An 18,523-nucleotide genomic window follows, 5' to 3' on the forward strand; every position below is an offset into this window, starting at 1 on the left:
ATGTAGGTGCGAATCGGCGGGAGAGATGCAATGGCCGCGCTCTATACATGGATGAGAGACCTCGGAAACGGACGAATTCAAGCTGCTGTTAAAGCGTTTCGTATTCGACGTGGCTATATTGTCAGCGTCAGGCCGCACCGTTCCGCGTTCAGATAGCATCACATCTGACCAATCCGCGATGGTATCGTGGACCTTGGGGAACACCGCTTCCAGCCCTGATCGCTTTCTTGCGAACGAAACGGAAACAATGCTTCATGGCGCGATGAATGTCGCGCTCCGTGATTCGCTTGCCCAACCAGACTATCTCGACCGCCTGAACCAGGCGCAACGAGATGCGGTGCTGCATGGGGACGGCGCAGTTGCCGTGCCGCTTCTCATTATTGCCGGTGCCGGTTCTGGCAAGACAAATACGTTGGCACACCGCGTTGCGCATCTTATCGTGAAGGGCGCAGACCCGCGTCGCATCCTGCTCATGACCTTCTCACGTCGTGCCGCAGCAGAAATGACGAAACGTGTCGAGCGCATCTCGACTGAGGTGATGGGTGCAAGGGCTGTTACATTGCTGGAAGGCCTGACATGGGCTGGTACCTTTCATTCCGTGGGCGCACGGTTGTTGCGCGACTATGCCCTCGAGATAGGTCTGAGCGAGGCCTTTACGATCCATGATCGCGAAGATTCAGCGGATTTGATGAATCTTGTCCGGCACGATCTTGGACTGTCCAAAACCGAAAGCCGCTTTCCCGCCAAGAACACCTGCCTCGCCATCTACTCGCGTGCCGTCAACGCGCAGTGTGAATTGGAGCAGGTGCTGGCCAAGTCCTTTCCCTGGTGCATCGGCTGGGCGGACGAACTCAAACAGCTGTTCGGGGCCTATGTCGAAACGAAACAGGCGCAGAACGTCCTCGATTATGACGATCTGCTTCTCTATTGGGCGCAAATGTCATCGGAGCCGGAAATCGCCGATCATATCGGTGGCCGCTTTGACCACATCCTTGTCGACGAATACCAGGATACAAATCGCCTTCAGGCTTCGGTCTTGACCGCGCTGAAACCTGATGGCCGCGGGCTAACGGTTGTTGGAGACGATGCGCAGTCGATCTATTCGTTCCGCGCAGCCGAAGTACGCAACATCTTCGACTTTCCGACACTGTTTCCATCGCCTGCTGAGATTGTCACGCTTGAGAGAAACTACCGTTCGACGCAACCGATCCTGGCCGCATCGAACGCAGTCATCGGCGAGGCGACGGAGCGTTTTACGAAGAACCTGTGGACCGAGCGGCAGTCGATGGAAAAGCCATTGCTCGTGACGGTGAGGGATGATGCCGACCAGGCCAACTATGTTTGTGAGAAAGTGCTGGAGGAACGCGAGGCGGGCGTTCAGCTAAAACAGCAAGCAGTGCTCTTTCGAGCCTCACATCATTCCGGCCCGTTGGAAGTCGAACTCACCCGAAGGAACATTCCCTTCATTAAATTCGGTGGCCTGAAGTTCCTGGACGCGGCGCATGTCAAGGACATGCTGGCGGTATTGCGTTTTGCGGAGAATCCGCGTGATCGCGTTGCTGCCTTCAGGGTACTGCAATTGTTGCCCGGTATCGGTCCATCGTCGGCAGGGGAGGTTATCGACGTGATGGAGGGTGCGCTCGATGTCACTCTGGGTCTGTCCATCTATCGGCCCCCGGCAAGGGGCGCTGCGGATTGGCCTGGTTTCGTTGATGTCTTCACCGCTCTGCGAAACGGAAACAGTACCTGGCCATCCGACATGGAACGGGTCCGGTTATGGTATGAGCCACATCTTGATCGCATTCACGAAGATGCTGCAGTTCGCCGTGCAGATCTGCTCCAGCTTGAGCAGATTGCTGCGGGATACCCGTCGAGGCAAAAATTTCTGACCGACCTGACGCTTGACCCCCCTGATGCAACGAGCGACCACGCCGGGCCGCCACATCTCGACGAGGACTATCTGATCCTGTCGACCATCCATTCAGCCAAAGGCCAGGAATGGAAAAACGTCTTCGTTCTCAATACCGTCGATGGTTGCATCCCGTCCGATCTTGCAGTCGGCGAGCGCAACGAGATCGAGGAAGAACGACGTCTACTCTATGTGGCGATGACGCGTGCGAAGGACGCGCTGCATCTGATCACCCCACAAAAATTTTACACCCACGGACAGGCCTCGCGAGGCGATCGCCACGTCTACGCGTCCCGCACACGTTTCATACCAAGTACCATATTGGACAAGTTTACGTCGGTTACTTGGCCCAAAGCTTTCAACACGGCGGCTGGATCAAAGCATCCGGAGGTTCGTGTCGATCTGAAAAGTCGTATGCGCGGCATGTGGAAGTAGGCACGCAGTTTGCCAGATGGGAGCTGGTGGGAGGCCTGGCCAGAGCTCCAAGCTGGCCCCACCTAAGCACTCAATCAGCATTTGATCGCGTATTGAAAGGATTCTCTTCCCGTTTACACGGATATGACTGAAGGCGTGCCGGAAAACAGAGCGTCGATGGCTTTTATCGTGTCCCCGTTCCACAGCATGTCGTGGACCGCTGCGGCATCGGGTCCGGTTTCGTGGTCTTCCACCAGTTCTTCCGCGACCACGCGCACCATACGGTGAAGGAGACGGCCGGCATCTCCGAGCTTGCGCTCCGGTTCAGACGCCACACGCAGGTCGCAAGCCTGCGCCGACAGAAGCGCCTCGATCGAGATCAGCCAGCGGACAAGCTCGATCTGCTCGTCGAGTTTGCGGATGGTGAGGGCTGTCTGCGGTGCGAGGTCCTCGACGGTGTCCGAAATGACGATTGCATCGAGGCTGGCGGGGTGTGCCTTCAGCCGGATTTCCGCGTGGAGTGCCGCAATCGACTTCTGCATGGGAACGAAGCCAGCCGACGCGCCGCCGACCGGCGACAGATAGTTCGGCAAACCTGAAAGCCGCCCGGTCATCAGCTTGATCGACCGCTGCGCCGAGGCGGTGGCGAGATGCACCAGCGCAATGGCGAGCGTGTCGAATGCCAGCGCTATGGAGGGCGTCTGGAAATTGGCAGACGAATGGATTTCGCCAGTTTCGGCTAAGACCAGCGGGTTATCCGCCGCCGAGTTGAGCTCGATTGCGACGGCATCGCGTGCGGCCGCGAAAGCAGCGACGACCGTTCCGGTCACTTGCGGCAGCGTGCGGAAGGAGATGGCATCCTGTATCTGCCGCGATGCCGCTGCCTGTGTCTGGCTGCTGCCTTGCATGGCCCGGCGGAACAGTTTTGCCGCCTGTTCCTGACCATTGGCGGGGCGCGCCGCCACCAGGCGTGGGTCGAAGATCAGCGCATTGGCGGCGTAGCCCTCGCAGGCAAAGGCGGCTGTCGCCACATGCACTGACAACAGGGCACGCACCGCCTCGAGGGAAAGTGCGGCCATGGCGCAGGTCACGGACGAGGCATTGCCGACGGCGAGGCCATCCTTGGCGCCGAGCTTGACCGACGCGAGGCCGGCTGCTTTCAGCGCATCGGTGCCTGACAGGATGCGGCCGCGGAAATAGGCGCGGCCTCGTCCGATCAGCACGGCAGCGACGCTCATCATAATGACGAGATCGCCAGTGCCAAGCGACCCACGCGACGGAATGACCGGAACGACGTCCCGTTCCAGCATCGCGATCATCAGGTCGTGGGCATGCGGCGAGATACCGGCTCCACTGAGCGCCAGCGTGGCGATACGGCAGAACAGAGCGGCCCGGCAGGTCTCGATGGGCAGCGGATCGCCGACGCCGGCAATGCGACCGCGCACCATCTGTTCCTGAAACGCCGGAATCTCGTCCTGAGCGATGCGATGCCCGACATTGCCGCCAAGACCGGTGTTGAGACCGTAAACCGGGATATCGCGCACCAGATGATCGTCAACAACCGCGCGCGAAGCCTGCATGCGGGCACGTATTTGCGGGCTCAGCACCACGCGCAGCGGCGTGTGCGCGGCCTTAACCACATCGGCAATGCTCAGCGGGCGCGCGCCAAGATGGAAATCGGCGCTCATGCGTAGCGCAGCCGGTGGCCGGCTCCCATGCCGGCGGCTTTCTTCAGGATGGCATGGCCAAGTGCAATATCGGACAGCGACAGGCCGCGATGCCAGAACAGGATGGTCTCCGAATCCTTCTCGCGCCCGGTCTTGAGACCCGCCACGATTTGCCCGAGTTCGGCATGGAGTGTCGCCTCCGACAGTTTTCCCGCCTCGACATGGGCGCGCAGCGATCCGAACTTGCCGCCCTTGCACTGACCCCAATCGTCAACGACCATCTTGGACATGATATCGGTCAGCGAAAGCTCCACCGCGCTCATCGTCCCATAAGGCACGACGAATGCGCCCGGCTTGATCCATTCGGTCTTCAGCATGGGTTGCGGGGCGCTGAGCCGCGAGGCCTCCACCACAATATCCGCGTCCTCGACGCAGGAGCGCCAGTCCTCCGTGGCGGTGACCTCCTTGCCGAGGTCGCGGCTGAGCTTCTCGGCAAAGGCGTTACGGCTTTCGGGCCGGCGCGAATGGACGCGGATCGTCTCGAAGTCGAACAGGCTGTCGAGTAGCCTGACGTTCCAATAGGCCGTGCCGCGTGCCCCGATGTGACCGAGCGTCTTCGATCCCTTGCGGGCGAGGTACTTGGCGCCGACCGCAGTCACCGCTCCGGTGCGCATGTCGGTAATGCCGCTGGCATCCATGATTGCGGTGGGCATGCCGGTGCGCGGGTCGAACAGGTTCAAGATGCCGAATTCCGACGGCAGGCTCTGCTTGTAATTGTCGACGAAATCGCCGACCACCTTCACGCCTGCGGAATCGATGTCGCCGCCGATCCAACCGCGCAGAACGTTGAAATGGCCCTCGACGCCGGCCTTCGGCTCCAGATGCACGCGCGGCTCGATCACCGTTTCGCCGCGCCCCTGCATGCCAAGGCTCGCCTCGATGGCCGCCAGTATTTCGGTATCCGTAAGTGCTGCCGCTTCGATGTCGTACCGGTTCAGATAGGTCAGATAGATCGGCTGCATGGATACTCCTTGAAAATCGACCCCGCCCAGCGGCTCGCGCCGATCAAGCCGGGAATATCGTTACGAACTACCGCCGCCTGAACGCCGCCTGTCCAACCCCGGTCATGGTGACGGAGACTTCTGCGGGCGCGGCAACGGACCGGGTCGGCAGATGCGTTCCGCATAGGACCGACATCCCGGCCCGCAACTGTTCACCTTTGTCGGCAAGAACGCCTGTCATCCAGACAATGACCTCGACGGGGTCCTGCGGCGCGGCACCTGTTGCCTCGGCGACGATATTTCCATCAATGGCCACGCTTGTCGTCAGCGTTGCCAGATTGAGACTTTCGATCGCGATGCCCGGACCGCCGATGACTGCGCCGACATTGTATATGACCTGCGCCACTGCTTGCGCCGCAGTCGGGTCGAGCGCGAAAGCGTTGCGCGGATCCAGCAATTCGAAGCCGGGCCGCACCAGTTCGAGACTGGCCAGGATTTCCTCGCGGCTGCATCGCCTCACCGGCAGGTCGCGCGAAAGGGTGAGGACGAGTTCTGGTTCGATTATGAGGTCGCGGTAGTTGGCGCCATCGAGTACCGCGCCGCTCGGTACGATCAGATCGGCGAAAACCGGTGCGATGCAGGGTTCAGTGAGCCCATAATATTGCAGCGACGACGCCTTGTTGAAGGCGATCTTGTAACCGCCGATCTTTCGGTGCGGCTTGCTTGCCTGCAGTTGCCGCGCGACTTCGTCCTGAATCTCGTAGGCAAGGTCGAGATCGGTGCCGATCGAAACGACATGCCGGTCGAAGGCGCGCTTTTCGACGATTTCGTGGGTGATTGTGGTTCCGAGCGTAGTGATGTCTGAGGCGTCGATCATTTCCGTACCGGTTTTTTCAGGCCAAGATGTTCCCGCAGCGTGCAACCTTCGTAGTCCAGGCGAAACAGGCCGCGACGCTGCAGTTCGGGCACGACGAGTGTAGCGAAGGCATCGAGCTCGCCCGGGAAATAGGACGGCATGACATTAAAGCCGTCCGCCGCCCCGCCTTCGAACCGCGCCTGAAGCTCGTCCGCGATCTGGGCCGGTGTTCCCACCACGCGCCAGTGCCCGCGAGCACCGGCGAAATGACGCGCCAGTTGCCGTATCGAGAGGTTGTCGCGGCGCGACTGTTCGACGACGAGGGCTTGCCGGCTCTGCATCCCCTCGGTAGCCGGCAGTTCAGGCAGCGGGCCGTCGACCGGATAGCTCGACAGGTCGGTGCTGAGATAGCTGGACAGAAGCGCCACGCCGACATCGTCAGGGATCAGTTCCTGCAACTCGTCAACTTTGGCGCGGGCCTCCGCTTCGCTTGCCGCCACGACGGGTGCTACGCCCGGCATGATCTTGATGTCGTCAGGCTCACGCCCGCACGCAACCAGACGCGCCTTGAGATCGTCGTAGAAGGCCTTCGCCTCCTCGAAGGTTTGGGCAGCGGTGAACACCACGTCGGCGGTGCGGGCGGCGAGATCGCGGCCTTCATCCGAGGCCCCGGCCTGCACCATGACTGGCGCTCCCTGCGGAGAGCGGGGCAGGTCCAGCGGGTCGAGCACCGAAAAGTTCCGGCCGTCATGGTTGAGAGCATTACCGTCGCCTTGCCAAAGGCCAGCAACAACGGTCGCGAATTCGCGGGCGCGTTCATAGCGGTCGGAATGCGGGCGCAGGCCGCTCGAGCCGAAATTCGCCGCCTCAATATGGCTGGCCGACGTTACGAGATTCCAGCCGGAGCGACCGCCGCTGATCTGGTCGAGCGAGGAGAAGGCGCGAGCCAGGCCGTATGGTTCATTGTAGCTGGTCGAGGCCGTTGCGACGAGGCCGATATGGCTCGTCTGAGCAGCAAGGGCTGCGAGCAGGCTGAGGGGCTCGAAGCCGATCGAGCGCGAGGTCTGGCTGGCGATAGCGACATTGGCCTCGCGCAGGCCGGCCGCATCCTCGCAGAAGATGAGATCGAACTTGGCGGCCTCGGCGGTTCGCGCCAGCTGGATATAATGATCGATGTTGATGCCGGCCGTGACATGCGCCTTGGGATGGCGCCACGCCGCGATGTGGTGTCCGGTCGCCCACAGAAAGGCGCCGAGTTTCATCTGCCCGCGATCGGCCGTCATGATGCGCCTCCCGCGGCAAGGCCAAGATTTGCACGCAACATTGCGCCCCCGTAGTCATGCCGGGCCAGGCCGCGCTGCCGCAGCAACGGCAGGACATCACTGACGAAACCGTCGAGCGCAGCCATCTGCGGCGGCAGGACGATGTTGAAACCGTGACAGTCGCCCGTCCGGAATTGCGCCTCGAGACGGTCGGCGGTTTCGGCGGGGGTGCCCGACAGCTCCAGCGTAAGGAATATCTTCACCGCGTTGGCATCGCGCCCTCGCGCAGCGACGCGGGCGGCCAGATCGCCATGAAACGCTTTGGCGCGTTCGGGCGATGCTTCGTCCGTCAGCACGACATCGGCCGTGCGCGCGGCAAGATCCAGGTCGGACGCCGACAGCCCGGACATCACTAGTACGGGCGTATCCTGCGGAGAGCGGGCAACGTTCAGAGGCCCGCGAACGGAAAAGAATTCGCCCTTGTGGTCAAGCAGGTGCATCTTTTCGGGATCGTGGAAACGCCCTGCCGACTTGTCGAAGAGCAGCGCGTCGGCATCCCAGCCTTTCCACAAGCCCTGAACGATATCGATGTATTCCTCCGTCCGCCGGCGAAAGGCGTCGGGAGAAAAGCCGTCCGGGCGGCTGAAATTCGCCGCCTCGCGTGTGTTCTGCGTCATGGAGGCCTTCCAGCCGGCACGCCCATGACTGATGACGTCGAGCGAGGCAAAACGGCGCGCGAGATTGTAGGGCTGATGCGCGACTGTCGACGCTGTGGCAACGAGCCCGATCCTGCTGGTTACCGTCGCGAGCGCCGCGACCAGCGTCGTTGCCTCGAAGGGCGCGGCATCGGCGAGCACCACCATGTCGAGCGCGTTCGCCTCGGCCTTCCGGACCAGCTGCGCGAACAGGCCGAAATCCAAGGCTGCAGAAGGGCCGCCTCCAGGGGAGAAAGAAATACCGAGCATTGTCCGTTCGCGGCTCATCGGCGCTTTGTTCCCCTCCAGAATTCCGGCTCAGACCGCAAAGATCGCGTCGCGTTTCAACTGGCCGAGCACGGCGCCCGAGGCATCGGTCACCGCCAGCACCTCGCTGTTGTCCGCTGCCATCAGCGCCAGCGCATCGCGCAGGTTCGTGCCAGCCGCCACCTTGCCGGTTTTTCCCTTCGGCGCGCCTTTGGTCATGGCCGTCTCGACGGTGAACAGGCTGAGCCGCTTCAGGGCACGGTCCACACCGACGAAATTCTCCACGAAGTCGTCCGCCGGATGCGACAGGATGGCATCGGGCGTATCATATTGCACGATCTTGCCATCGCGCATGATGGCCAGCCTGTCGCCAAGCCGGATAGCCTCATCGAGATCGTGGGTGACGAGCACGACGGTCTTCCTGACGCGGCGCAGGATCTGCCTGAACTCTTCCTGCAGGCGGGCACGCGCGATCGGATCGATAGCGCCGAAGGGCTCGTCCATCAACAGCACCGGCGGGTCGGCCGCGAGCGCGCGCGCAACGCCGACCCGTTGGCGCTGCCCGCCGGAAAGCTGGCGCGGATAACGCCGCAGCATTTCCGGGTCGAGACCTACCAATTGCATCAGTTCATCGTTGCGCTTTGCGATTTTGTCGGCAGCCCAGCCGAGCAGCTTCGGCACCGCGCCGACATTCTGTGCGATCGTCATATGCGGGAAGAGGCCCACCTGCTGGATGACATAGCCGATATGGCGGCGAAAGATCACTGGATCGACGGAGCGGACATCGGCGCCATTGACGACGATCCGCCCTTCCGTCGGGTCGATCAGGCGGTTGATCATCCGCATTGTCGTGGTCTTGCCGCAACCCGACGGCCCGACCAGTGCCACCGTCACGCCTTCAGGGATTTCGATGCTGAGGTCATCGACGGAGGCGGCGGCGCCTTCACCATAGCGCTTGGTGACGTGTTCCATCGTGATCATGCGGCCGTTCTTTCTCCGAACAGGACTTTCTCGGTGAGGCCGAGCAGGAATTCGGTCCCGAGCGCCAGAAGCGCTATCGGAACGGCGCCGACGAGCAGCCGCGACATGTCCATCCCGGCGACACCGACAGCGATGAAGTCGCCAAGACCGCCTCCGCCGATGAAAGGCGCAAGCGTCGCGCCGGCCAGCACCTGCACGGCGGCGGTGCGGGCACCGGCAAACATCGCGGGTGCTGCAAGCGGAATCTGGATTCTCCGCAGCAATTGCCAGCGGTTCATGCCCATGCCGATCGCCGCCTCGACCGCGTCGGCATCGACATTGCGCAGGCCGACATGCGCGTTGAGCAGGATCGGCGGCAAGGCGAGGAAGGTTAGCGCGACGATCGACGGCCACAGGCCGATGCCGAGCAGCGGCATCATGATTGCCAGGATAGCAAGGCTCGGCAGGGTGCGGATCGCATTGACCGTATTGATCGCTAGGAAGGCCAGCCTCTCGCGGCCGAGGATGACGATTGCCAGCGGGATGCCGATGCACAAGGCAAAGGCCATCGACGCGCCCGACATCAGGAGATGCTGCCCAAGCGCGCGATTGAAATCATCCGGGTGGTCCAAGACCCAGGTGTATGCCTGTTGCAGCATCGTCAGTCGCCCCGCCAGCGAACGATGACCTTTTCGGTCCGGCTCAGCAGGACATCGAAGAAGGTCGCGATGAATGCGGTCAGCAGCCCGCCGACGAGAATCTTTTCAGGATAGTTCTGGTCTATTCCCATCAGGATGATGGTGCCCAGTCCGCCGGCGTCGATAAAGGCTGCCACCGTCGCAATGCCGATGACGGTGACAAGCGCGATGCGGATGCCGGATAGTATCAAAGGCAGCGCCAGGGGCAGTTCGATGCGGACGAGCCGCTGCCAGGGCCCATAGCCCATGCCATCAGCCGCATCGAGAATATCTTCCGGAACGCCGCGTAGACCCGTCACCACATTGCGCAGCAAGATGAGCAGACAGTAGGACGACAGCCCGACGAGCGCCGGCTTCATGCCAAGCCCCAGAAACGGGATCATCAGCGCAAACAGCGCAAGGCTCGGAATGACGAAGATGATGCCGGTAATCGTAAGGGCAAATGCGTAGAGCCGCGGCCGGCGCGCGCACACGATGCCGAGCGCCACCGCGATGATGCCGCCGATCAGCACCGAAAGCAGCGAAAGCACGAGATGCTGCCCCGCCGCCGCCAGTATTTCGGGTATGTGCTTAGGTGCCCAGGTCACAAGTTTGCCCGTTGATGAAAACCGGGCGCGATGGAGACGGATAGACCTTCATCGCGCCCGGGTCTGATGGGTTGGCCGGCAGGATTCAATACCCCGCCATGGCCCGGAAGGTCTTCAGATGCCGTTGGCCGTGAGGAATTCGGTCGCAACTTCGGCGGGCTCCTTGCGGTCACGCTCCACGGCGGCATTCAGTTCGCGCATGTTCTCGTTGTTGAGAAGCGGGCTGATCTTGTTCAGTACTTCCGCGATCTTGGGGTTCTTTTCCAATGCATCCTGCCGCACGACCGGGACGAGATAATAGGGTGGGAAAAGCGCCTTGTCGTCGTCGAGTACGGCCAGCTTGCTGTCGGCGATCTGCCAGTCGGTGGTGAAGCCGAAGGAGACGTCGATCTGCTTGCTGGTCAGCGCGCTGTAGCGGATGCCGAGCTTGGCGAATTTGACGAACTCCTTGAACTTGATCCCGTAGACCTTTTCCAGTCCTGGCAACCCGTCCTTACGCTCGCCGAAGGTGCCTTCGGCGCCGAAAGTGAGATCCTTGGATACCGGTCCAAGGTCGGTCAGCGTCTTCAGCTTGTACTTTTCCGCCGTCTCGGGAAGCATGATGATGGCGTAGCCGTTATTGATCTTCGTCGGATCGAGCAGCGTCAGCTTGAGGTTCTTTTCGTAGTAGTCCTTGACCTCACCGTAAATCTTGTCGGCGCCGCCCGACAGATCGCCCTTGACCACGGCGGCAAGTGCGGTGCCAGTGTATTCAGGATAGAGATCGATGTCGCCATTGGTCAAAGCGCCGTGCGCGATAAGCGTCGCACCGAGGTTGAGGCGGCGCTCGACCTCGATACCGGCCTTCTCAAGTGCCTGGGCATAGATTTCAGCGACGACAAATTGCTCGGTGAAGTTCTTGCTGCCGATCTTGACGGCGTCCGCGAAGCTCGAAGACGTGAGGGCGAGAGAGGCCAGGGCGCCGAGCCCAGCGGCTTTCAGTAAGTTGAAAATCATGACTGTCTCCGAGGAGTTGGAAGGGTTGCCTGCAACTGATAAAATCCCAAGTGCTCTAGTAAATTATAAGGAAAATGCGACATCTGATAGTCGATTTTTCCTATTTAGTTGCGGTAGCGGGAAAATATTTGCTGAATTTTGCCCATCATTTAAGCAGAAAGTCTGCGCCTGAAGCATTATGCCTATACATATCGCAATCCGTCCAGCGTCAGTTTCCTACCATCGGAACGAGAGCTTCGCCGAACCTGGCTTTGGGCATGGAATAAGGGCTCTTCTCTATTCGGCGTGTTGAGGTCAAGCGCTTTCGAGCTTTCCGCTCTGCTGGTGATTGACGTCTTTCGCGGGTCCTTGCTTCTCTTCGGGATCGGTTGCTTGGCCCTCCCATCATGGGATCAGTAGAATGAGGCGGCCCAATCTGACGCGCGTCCTGATCGCGATGCTGCGATCGGCACAAGAGCCCAAGCGAACTCACCTCATCCATCGTCCCGCGAAGGACGTCTTTCCACCGGCGGCGGAACTTTATCGGCTCCTTCCCGGCAGTCTGTTCAGATAGCCGCAGGCATGCGTTCCCTTGTCCAGCGGAATTCGGTGCCGTCGCTCCACATGCGGTGCATGATCACAGCCAGCCGGCGTGCGAGCGCAACGATAGCTTTCTGCCGTCCGCGACGCTTTGCGACGTTCATCGCCCAGGCTTTCAGCCAGGACCATTTCCTCACCCGGCTCAACATGACCTGGGCTGCTTCGTAAAGCAGGGCCCGCATCATGCCGTCGCCACACAGGGACACGCGGCCGACGCGATAGCTTTCCCCCGATTGATTGAGTACAGGGGTCAACCCCAACGCTGGACCGACGGCGCGGGAGTTCCTGAAGCGCAGCGGAACATCGATGGTGCTGATAGCAGCTTGCGGTGGAGCTCCCATGAATGTCTCCCGCAGCTTTTGCCGCGCCGCCAGCAATGGCTTCATGATCTCGCCGAGGTCCGGCATGCCATCGACAAGCTCCCGGATGTGATCGTCGAACCCAACCGTTCCAACGATGCCGACCTTGAGCCCGAAGTTGCGCAACAGACCGCGAATGTCGTTCTCGATGGCGATCGCTTTTTCCTGCAGCAGCTTGCGGGCGGTCAGCGGGGCGCGACGATGCTGGCTCGTCAGCGTCTTGACATGCACGGGCCGGAACAGATTGACCCGCGTCATCTGTGCGATGCCGCGTGCATCGTTGCGGTCGGTCTTGTTCATCTGAGCTTTCAGGAATGCTTTCGCATGTCGGGTCTCTATGCAGATCGCCGGCAAGCCCGCCTCCGCCAATCCGCTGAACAGCCATTGCGACAACGGGCCGGCTTCGAGCCCGATCCGGACCAGCCGCCATTCAGGATTCTTCAAGGCCTGGACCAGATCTTCCGGGTGGCTGGCGACCTTGATCTCGCGGCAGATCACGCCCGTTTCGTTCACGATGCATATCGAGGTCTCTTTCACCGAGACGTCCAATCCGGCATAATGTTTCATGCTGAGCTTCCTTTCCTGATGCTTGCGGCTGTTCCAAACAGACCACGTTCTATCATCAGCTCGAAGCGCAGCACCTCGACACCCACCCTCTAAGGATGGGCCCAAGCCGAATATCCCATCTGACGCAATATTCGATGATGCTTAAGGTGTCCGATGGCGCCATCGCCTCGTCGGATACGCTCGCCAGGCGAGGCAGAGCAGCGATACGCCTGTTGCCGCGATGGATCTGGGCCGCTTTCCAGTCCCCATCATTAATCAGGGAGTGTGTACGAATTTTTGATTATTAAGTTGACTGCTTTTGTCTTGTTTGACTAATAGCGAACGAGAAAAATCGGAATGAGCGGCCGAACAAATTGCTCAATTTTGGTCTGACAGGGGACAGAAATGACGGTGGGTCGACAAGCAGTACTGCGCGTGCACGTACGACGAATAATTGCAAGCAGTGCATTGATGACGGTATCGCTGAGCCTGACGGGGACAGGCTGGGCACAGGACGGTTCGATCGAAGAAGCAACTCAGCTGCAAACCATTGTCGTCGACGGAAAATCGGACCGCGTTGTCGGACCTGATCGCACCATCGTCGCAAAAGATACGGCTACCGGGACAAAGACCGATACGCCGATCGTTGATGTTCCGGCATCGATTTCGGTTATCACGCAAAAGGAACTGGAAGCGCGCCATGTTGAAAGCCTCCAGCAGGCCGTAGCCTACACGTCGAGCGTCTTCACCGATGAGTTCGGCAACGATGACCGATATGACTATATTCGTATCCGTGGTTTCGACCAGACATCGCTCGGCACCTATCGCGACGGTTTGGCGGCGCGCATTCCGGCATGGTTCACGGCCAGTCGTCTCGAACCTTACGGACTTCAGCGCGTGGAGGTCCTGAAGGGATCGACATCGACACTCTTCGGCCTCAACGGCCCCGGCGGTCTGGTCAATGCAATCACCAAGCGGCCACAGGACGAGAAGCACGGCGAGGTCTACACCTCCTACGGCGATGGGACCAAGGAGATCGGGGCTGACTTCGGTGGGCCGATCGACGCCGACGGTGTCTGGAGCTACCGGCTCACGACCCTTGGCAAGCAAGGCGATCAAGGGTGGGATTATTCCAACGATGATCGACTTTATATTGCACCTGCGTTGACCATAAAGCCGCAGGAAGGCACGTCGCTGACGATCCTGACCGACTACTACAAGCGAGACGGGACAGGCGCGCGTGGCTTGCCGGCCGGTGCCAATATCGACATCGGCACGTTCCTGGGCGAGCCGGATTTCAACCGCTTCAATACCGAGCAGGTCGATATCGGATACCAGTTCGAGCACGAGTTCAACGAGAACCTCACATTCCGCTCCAATGCCCGCTACACGCATTTGACCCTCGACTACGCTGAGGTCTATGGCGCGTCGCTTGATCCCACCGCGGACCGCACGGCATTTTCCGTCGATGGCCTGTCCAACCGCTTTGCCTTCGACAACCAGCTTCAATACGATACGGGTTGGGACAGGGTCGACAGCAAGACGCTTGTCGGCATCGACTACGCTAACGACAACACTCGCGAAAAGATTCTCTTCGGCACCGCTGGTCCCATCGACATCAATAATCCGACCTATTGCGGTCTTTCCTGCATCAATCTCGGCCCCTACGTGAACTGGCGGGTCAAGCAGCAGGCGGTGGGTGTCTATGCCCAGGAACAATTGACGTTTGACGATCGCTGGATCGCCACCTTCGGCGGGCGCTGGGACCATGTCCATACGACGGCCGACTATCTCGACTCGGGAACGCAGGACGACGATACCGCATCTGCCTTCACCAAGCGTGCCGGCCTGACTTATAAGTTCACCCCGAATCTCGCAGTCTACGCCAATTATTCGGACAGTTTTCAGCCGCTTGTGGCGCCAAGCGCCAATGGATATGCGGTCTCGGGTTCGCTAAAGCCTCAAAAGGGCGAGCAGTACGAGGTGGGTGTCAAGTACAAGCCCGACGGCTTCGATGGCCTGTTCACCGCTGCGTATTTCGATCTTACCCAGACCAATGTTCCGACTTATGTCACTCCTGTGATCCAGCAGCAGATCGGCAAGGTTGGCGTCCGCGGCATCGAGCTAGAGGGCAAGGCTGCTATTACGGAAAACCTCAATCTGACGCTTGCCTATTCCTATTGGGATGCCGAAATCCGGGAAAACGGCATTGGCGGGAATGTCGGCAATCGGCCGCAGCGTGTTCCTCGCCATCTGGCGTCGGCCTGGCTCGACTATACGCTTCCGGGCGAAGGACAGCGTGGCGACCTGACCGTCGGCGGCGGGGTGCGTTATATCGGACAGAGCTACGGAGATGATGCGAACACCGTTTCGGTTGGCGGCTACGCACTTGTGGATGCGGCAGTCAGCTACAAAGTGACGAAGGACGTGACGCTGGCCGTGAATGCAACGAACCTGTTCGATAAAAAATATTTGGCAAGCAGCTATTACGGGACCGACTTTTACGGCGATCGGCGCAAGGTCGTCGGTACGCTCAAATATTCCTGGTGAGCCTTCAACGCTAAACACGGACAGCACTGAAACACAGAGTCTATCGCATCTGATGATGCGATAGACTTGCCAAGCGTTCTTTGTACGCCATTGTGCTGAGCACAAAGCGGCGGCAGCCTTCGAATTGCGCTATGGCGCTAGGTCGTCGGCAGGTACACCTTCCTGATGGGATCCGACCGCTGCGGCCCTTTGCTCGGTGATAAGTGACGCGATCTTGTCGATGTCTGCTCGGCCCGCTGGGTTGTAGACAACCATGCTGAGATCCGGCCGCCCGTCGACCGCGAACGCTGAGTATTCGAAGGCAAGAGGGCCCGCGACGGGGTGACGGATGTGCTTGACGGCATCGCCATGGGCGCCGTGAACCTCGTTGTCGCGCCACATCGCCTTGAACTCGGGACTGAGCCGGCAGAGTTCGGCGACGAAGGGTTCAACCTCCTCCGCGGCCCCGGCGCGCGCCGCATCCACTCGGAACGAGCCCAACGCGAAGCGTGCAACACCTTCCCAGTCGTATTGCGCTGCGCGGGCGCGTGGATCAAGGAAGATGAAACGCAAGATATTGCGCTGCTCCGGCGGAAGCGATGCGTAGTCTATCAACAGGACGGTCGCTGCCCGGTTCCAGGCCACGACATCCCATATCGCGGTCCTGATCAGCGCCGGGCATGGCTCCAACGCATCGAGCACGCGCTGCAGTCGTGGCGTGACACCGTCGTTCTTTCTGTAACGTACCTCGGGCGGGCGACCAAGGCCAAGCAGGAAGAGATGCTCGCGCTCGACATCCGTCAGCATGAGGGCGCGCGAAATCCGATCGAGCACGTCGCCCGATGGTGCGCCGCCGCGCCCCTGTTCGAGCCATGTGTACCAGGTCGGGCTGATGTTTGCCAGTTGCGCCACTTCCTCGCGGCGCAACCCGGGTGTACGCCGTCGTTCAGCCGCAAAACCGAATGCGGCCGGATCGAGCTTGGCACGGCGATCCTTCAAATAGGTACCGAGCGACTTGTCCATCCTGTTATCTATTATACCATGATAAGGTCACTACTTTAACAGGATATCAAACGCGTACACATGTGTCTCCATCGAATATTGGAGACTTTGCTCATGCGTGTATTTGTTACAGGTGCTACCGGAAACATCGGCTCGAGAGTTGTGAAGGACCTGATCGCCGCCGGCCATCAGGTGATTGGCCTTTGCCGTTCGGAGGAGAAAGCTGCAGCGTTGGCGGCCGCCGGCGCCGAGGTCTATCGTGGATCGATCGCCGACCCGGACAGCCTCAAGAAAGGCGCTGCTCAGTCGGATGGGGTCATCCATCTGGCATTCAACCACGACTTCTCAAGATTCATCCAGAACTGTGAGGACGATAGCGATGTGGTCAAGGCACTCGGTTCGGTTCTCGCCGGCTCCGACCGCCCGCTCATCATCACCTCCGGCACGCCGATCGCCAACACCGTGCCTGGTGAACCCGCCAGGGAAGACAATGCGACTGTCGGCTCCGATAGGCATCCTCGCGCGGCTTCGGAAGAAGCTGCCGCCGTTGTTGCTGCGGACGGGGTCAATGTCTCGGTGGTGAGGCTCCCGCAGGTTCACGACCCGATCACGCAGGGTCTCATTACCCCGGCGATCGCCATGTTTCGTGAGAAGGGTGCTTGCGCCTATGTCGGAGACGGACGCAATCGCTGGCCGGCGGCGCATGTTCTCGACGTGGCCCAACTCTACAGGCTGGCGATTGAGAAAGCTGAGCCAAATGCGAAATATCATGCGGTCGCGGAAGAAGGCGTGCAGATGCGCGATATAGCCGAAGCCATCGGCGAGCGCCTGAAACTGCCGGTCAAGTCGATTGCCCTGGAGGAAGCTCAAGCCTTCTTCGGTTGGCTCAGTATGTTTGCCGCGCACGACATGCCAGCCTCAAGCGCGCAGACGCGGGAGAAGCTGGGATGGCAGCCGACAGGGCCGGGGCTTATCGCCGATCTCGAACAGTTGCGGTTTGCCGAAGCGTGAGCGGCGGGCCGATGGTCACACTCTGCTTTCCAGCGTCGGCGTCTCGTCGCGGCGCAGGGTCAAGACGTCGACGCCAGTTCTAGTGACCGCGACCGTATGTTCGAATTGGGCGGAAAGCTTCCGATCGTTGGTCACGACCGTCCATCCGTCGCTTGTTGTCGACACCTTGCGGGTGCCCTGGTTGATCATCGGCTCGATGGTGAAGACCATGCCCTCACGCAGTCTCAAGCCCGTTCCCGGCCGTCCGAAATTGAGCACCTGCGGTTCCTCGTGCATCTCGCGGCCGATGCCATGCCCGCAATATTCCCGCACGACCGAATAGCCGTTCCTTTTGGCATGCCGTTCGATCGCGAAGCCGATGTCGCCCAGATGTGCTCCGGGCCGAACCTGTTTTATGCCTCTCCACATCGCTTCCTGAGCGACCCGCACGAGCCGCCTCGCGGCGGGTGGGGCATTGCCGACCAGATAGGTTTTGCTGGAATCGGCGATGAAGCCGTTCTTTTCGAGCGTGATGTCGAAGTTGACGATGTCGCCGTCGCGGATGATCTCGCTCGGACCCGGCACGCCGTGGCAAACGACATGATTGATAGAGCAGTTCAGGACATATTTGAAACCATATTGCCCCTTGCTGGCCGGACGCGCAGTGAGATCCACGGTGATGAAGCGATCGACCAGATCGTTGACCTGTAATGTCGATATGCCGGCGAGTTCCTGACCGTCCAGCATCTCGAAAACGGACGCCAGCATCTTGCCCGATACGCGCATGAGCGCCAGTTCGTCCGGGGTCTTTACCATGTCAGGCGACCGCTATTTCCGCGAGACGCACATGCGCCGCCAAAAACTGGATCTTCACGATCTCGTTGAAGGACAGGGTCGGATTGGCTTCAGCCAGCATGCCAATCTTCATCCAGAACTCGGCCTGCGCATTGATGGACCGGCACATCACTGTGCTGGCCCGCCGGGCTTCCTCGTGCAGCTCGTCGTCGATTTTCACAATGCCCATGGATGTCTCTGATAGTTGGCGAACATACGAACCATATATGGTTCGTATGTTCCGCAGTCAACCGGATAGTCAGGTGCGGCTTGCGGCTGCGATGGCGGGATAGTCGGTATATCCAGCAGAGCCGCCGCCATAGAGCGTCGCCTGATCGAAGGCGGCCAGCGGTGCGCTGGTCTTCATCCGTT

General features: G+C 60.3%; 16 protein-coding genes. 3 read left to right on the top strand and 13 right to left on the bottom strand.

The genetic code is table 11. The annotated features are described in order from the left end of the window. The first annotated feature begins 262 nt into the window (after positions 1 to 262). Positions 263 to 2,344, top strand: a complete 2,082-nt coding sequence (locus BM413_RS30615) for an ATP-dependent helicase (RefSeq protein ID WP_091918638.1) — start codon at positions 263 to 265, stop codon at positions 2,342 to 2,344. A 113-nt stretch (positions 2,345 to 2,457) separates the two neighbouring features. Here BM413_RS30615 and BM413_RS30620 read toward each other — a convergent pair whose 3' ends face one another. The 10 genes from BM413_RS30620 to BM413_RS30665 form a co-directional block, all read right to left on the bottom strand. After that, positions 2,458 to 4,011, bottom strand: a complete 1,554-nt coding sequence (locus tag BM413_RS30620) for an HAL/PAL/TAL family ammonia-lyase (RefSeq protein WP_091918620.1) — start codon at positions 4,009 to 4,011, stop codon at positions 2,458 to 2,460. Further along, positions 4,008 to 5,012 (bottom strand): ornithine cyclodeaminase family protein, encoded by a 1,005-nt coding sequence (locus BM413_RS30625; RefSeq protein WP_091918621.1) that lies wholly within the window; start codon positions 5,010 to 5,012, stop codon positions 4,008 to 4,010. Before BM413_RS30625 ends, BM413_RS30620 begins: the two co-directional genes overlap by 4 nt. Positions 5,013 to 5,079: 67 nt before the next feature. Continuing rightward, positions 5,080 to 5,868 carry a 2-keto-4-pentenoate hydratase gene (locus BM413_RS30630; RefSeq protein WP_091918622.1) on the bottom strand — a complete coding sequence of 263 codons (789 nt, stop codon included), beginning with the start codon at positions 5,866 to 5,868 and terminating at the stop codon, positions 5,080 to 5,082. Beyond that, on the bottom strand, positions 5,865 to 7,130 hold the full coding sequence (locus BM413_RS30635; protein WP_091918623.1) for an LLM class flavin-dependent oxidoreductase: 1,266 nt from the start codon (positions 7,128 to 7,130) through the stop codon (positions 5,865 to 5,867). Before BM413_RS30635 ends, BM413_RS30630 begins: the two co-directional genes overlap by 4 nt. Beyond that, entirely contained in the window at positions 7,127 to 8,074 is a 948-nt protein-coding gene (locus BM413_RS30640) for an LLM class flavin-dependent oxidoreductase (RefSeq protein WP_091918639.1), read from the bottom strand. The genes BM413_RS30635 and BM413_RS30640 overlap by 4 nt, the downstream gene beginning before the upstream one ends. A 48-nt stretch (positions 8,075 to 8,122) precedes the next feature. After that, positions 8,123 to 9,052, bottom strand: coding sequence for an ABC transporter ATP-binding protein (locus tag BM413_RS30645; protein ID WP_091918624.1), 930 nt, complete (start codon positions 9,050 to 9,052; stop codon positions 8,123 to 8,125). Continuing rightward, a complete protein-coding gene (locus tag BM413_RS30650; RefSeq protein ID WP_091918625.1) occupies positions 9,049 to 9,690 on the bottom strand; it encodes an ABC transporter permease in 642 nt (213 codons plus the stop codon). Before BM413_RS30650 ends, BM413_RS30645 begins: the two co-directional genes overlap by 4 nt. A 2-nt stretch (positions 9,691 to 9,692) precedes the next feature. Beyond that, positions 9,693 to 10,316 (bottom strand): ABC transporter permease, encoded by a 624-nt coding sequence (locus tag BM413_RS30655; RefSeq protein WP_091918626.1) that lies wholly within the window; start codon positions 10,314 to 10,316, stop codon positions 9,693 to 9,695. 114 nt (positions 10,317 to 10,430) lie between these two features. Then, positions 10,431 to 11,312 carry a glycine betaine ABC transporter substrate-binding protein gene (locus BM413_RS30660; protein ID WP_091918627.1) on the bottom strand — a complete coding sequence of 294 codons (882 nt, stop codon included), beginning with the start codon at positions 11,310 to 11,312 and terminating at the stop codon, positions 10,431 to 10,433. 545 nt (positions 11,313 to 11,857) lie between these two features. Beyond that, entirely contained in the window at positions 11,858 to 12,817 is a 960-nt protein-coding gene (locus BM413_RS30665) for an IS110 family transposase (RefSeq protein WP_091918628.1), read from the bottom strand. Between the two features lie 384 nt (positions 12,818 to 13,201). On the opposite strand from BM413_RS30665, the gene BM413_RS30670 reads away from it, so the two are divergent. Beyond that, on the top strand, positions 13,202 to 15,346 hold the full coding sequence (locus BM413_RS30670) for a TonB-dependent siderophore receptor (RefSeq protein WP_091918629.1): 2,145 nt from the start codon (positions 13,202 to 13,204) through the stop codon (positions 15,344 to 15,346). Between the two features lie 129 nt (positions 15,347 to 15,475). Here BM413_RS30670 and BM413_RS30675 read toward each other — a convergent pair whose 3' ends face one another. Beyond that, positions 15,476 to 16,348, bottom strand: coding sequence for a helix-turn-helix transcriptional regulator (locus BM413_RS30675; RefSeq protein ID WP_091918630.1), 873 nt, complete (start codon positions 16,346 to 16,348; stop codon positions 15,476 to 15,478). Between the two features lie 93 nt (positions 16,349 to 16,441). Here BM413_RS30675 and BM413_RS30680 point away from each other — a divergent pair, with 93 nt between their 5' ends. Continuing rightward, positions 16,442 to 17,338: an SDR family oxidoreductase gene (locus tag BM413_RS30680; RefSeq protein ID WP_091918631.1), complete on the top strand. Its 897-nt coding sequence runs from the start codon at positions 16,442 to 16,444 to the stop codon at positions 17,336 to 17,338. Between the two features lie 15 nt (positions 17,339 to 17,353). On the opposite strand, the gene map is transcribed toward BM413_RS30680, so the two are convergent. Together map and BM413_RS30690 are read right to left on the bottom strand one after the other, a co-directional pair. Next, on the bottom strand, positions 17,354 to 18,133 hold the full coding sequence (gene map, locus BM413_RS30685) for a type I methionyl aminopeptidase (RefSeq protein WP_091918632.1): 780 nt from the start codon (positions 18,131 to 18,133) through the stop codon (positions 17,354 to 17,356). A gap of 1 nt (position 18,134) precedes the next feature. Further along, positions 18,135 to 18,341, bottom strand: coding sequence for a ParD-like family protein (locus BM413_RS30690; protein ID WP_091918633.1), 207 nt, complete (start codon positions 18,339 to 18,341; stop codon positions 18,135 to 18,137). Positions 18,342 to 18,523: the final 182 nt, after the last annotated feature.

Source organism: Mesorhizobium sp. YR577, from assembly GCF_900116595.1.
Taxonomy (GTDB): domain Bacteria; phylum Pseudomonadota; class Alphaproteobacteria; order Rhizobiales; family Rhizobiaceae; genus Mesorhizobium_M.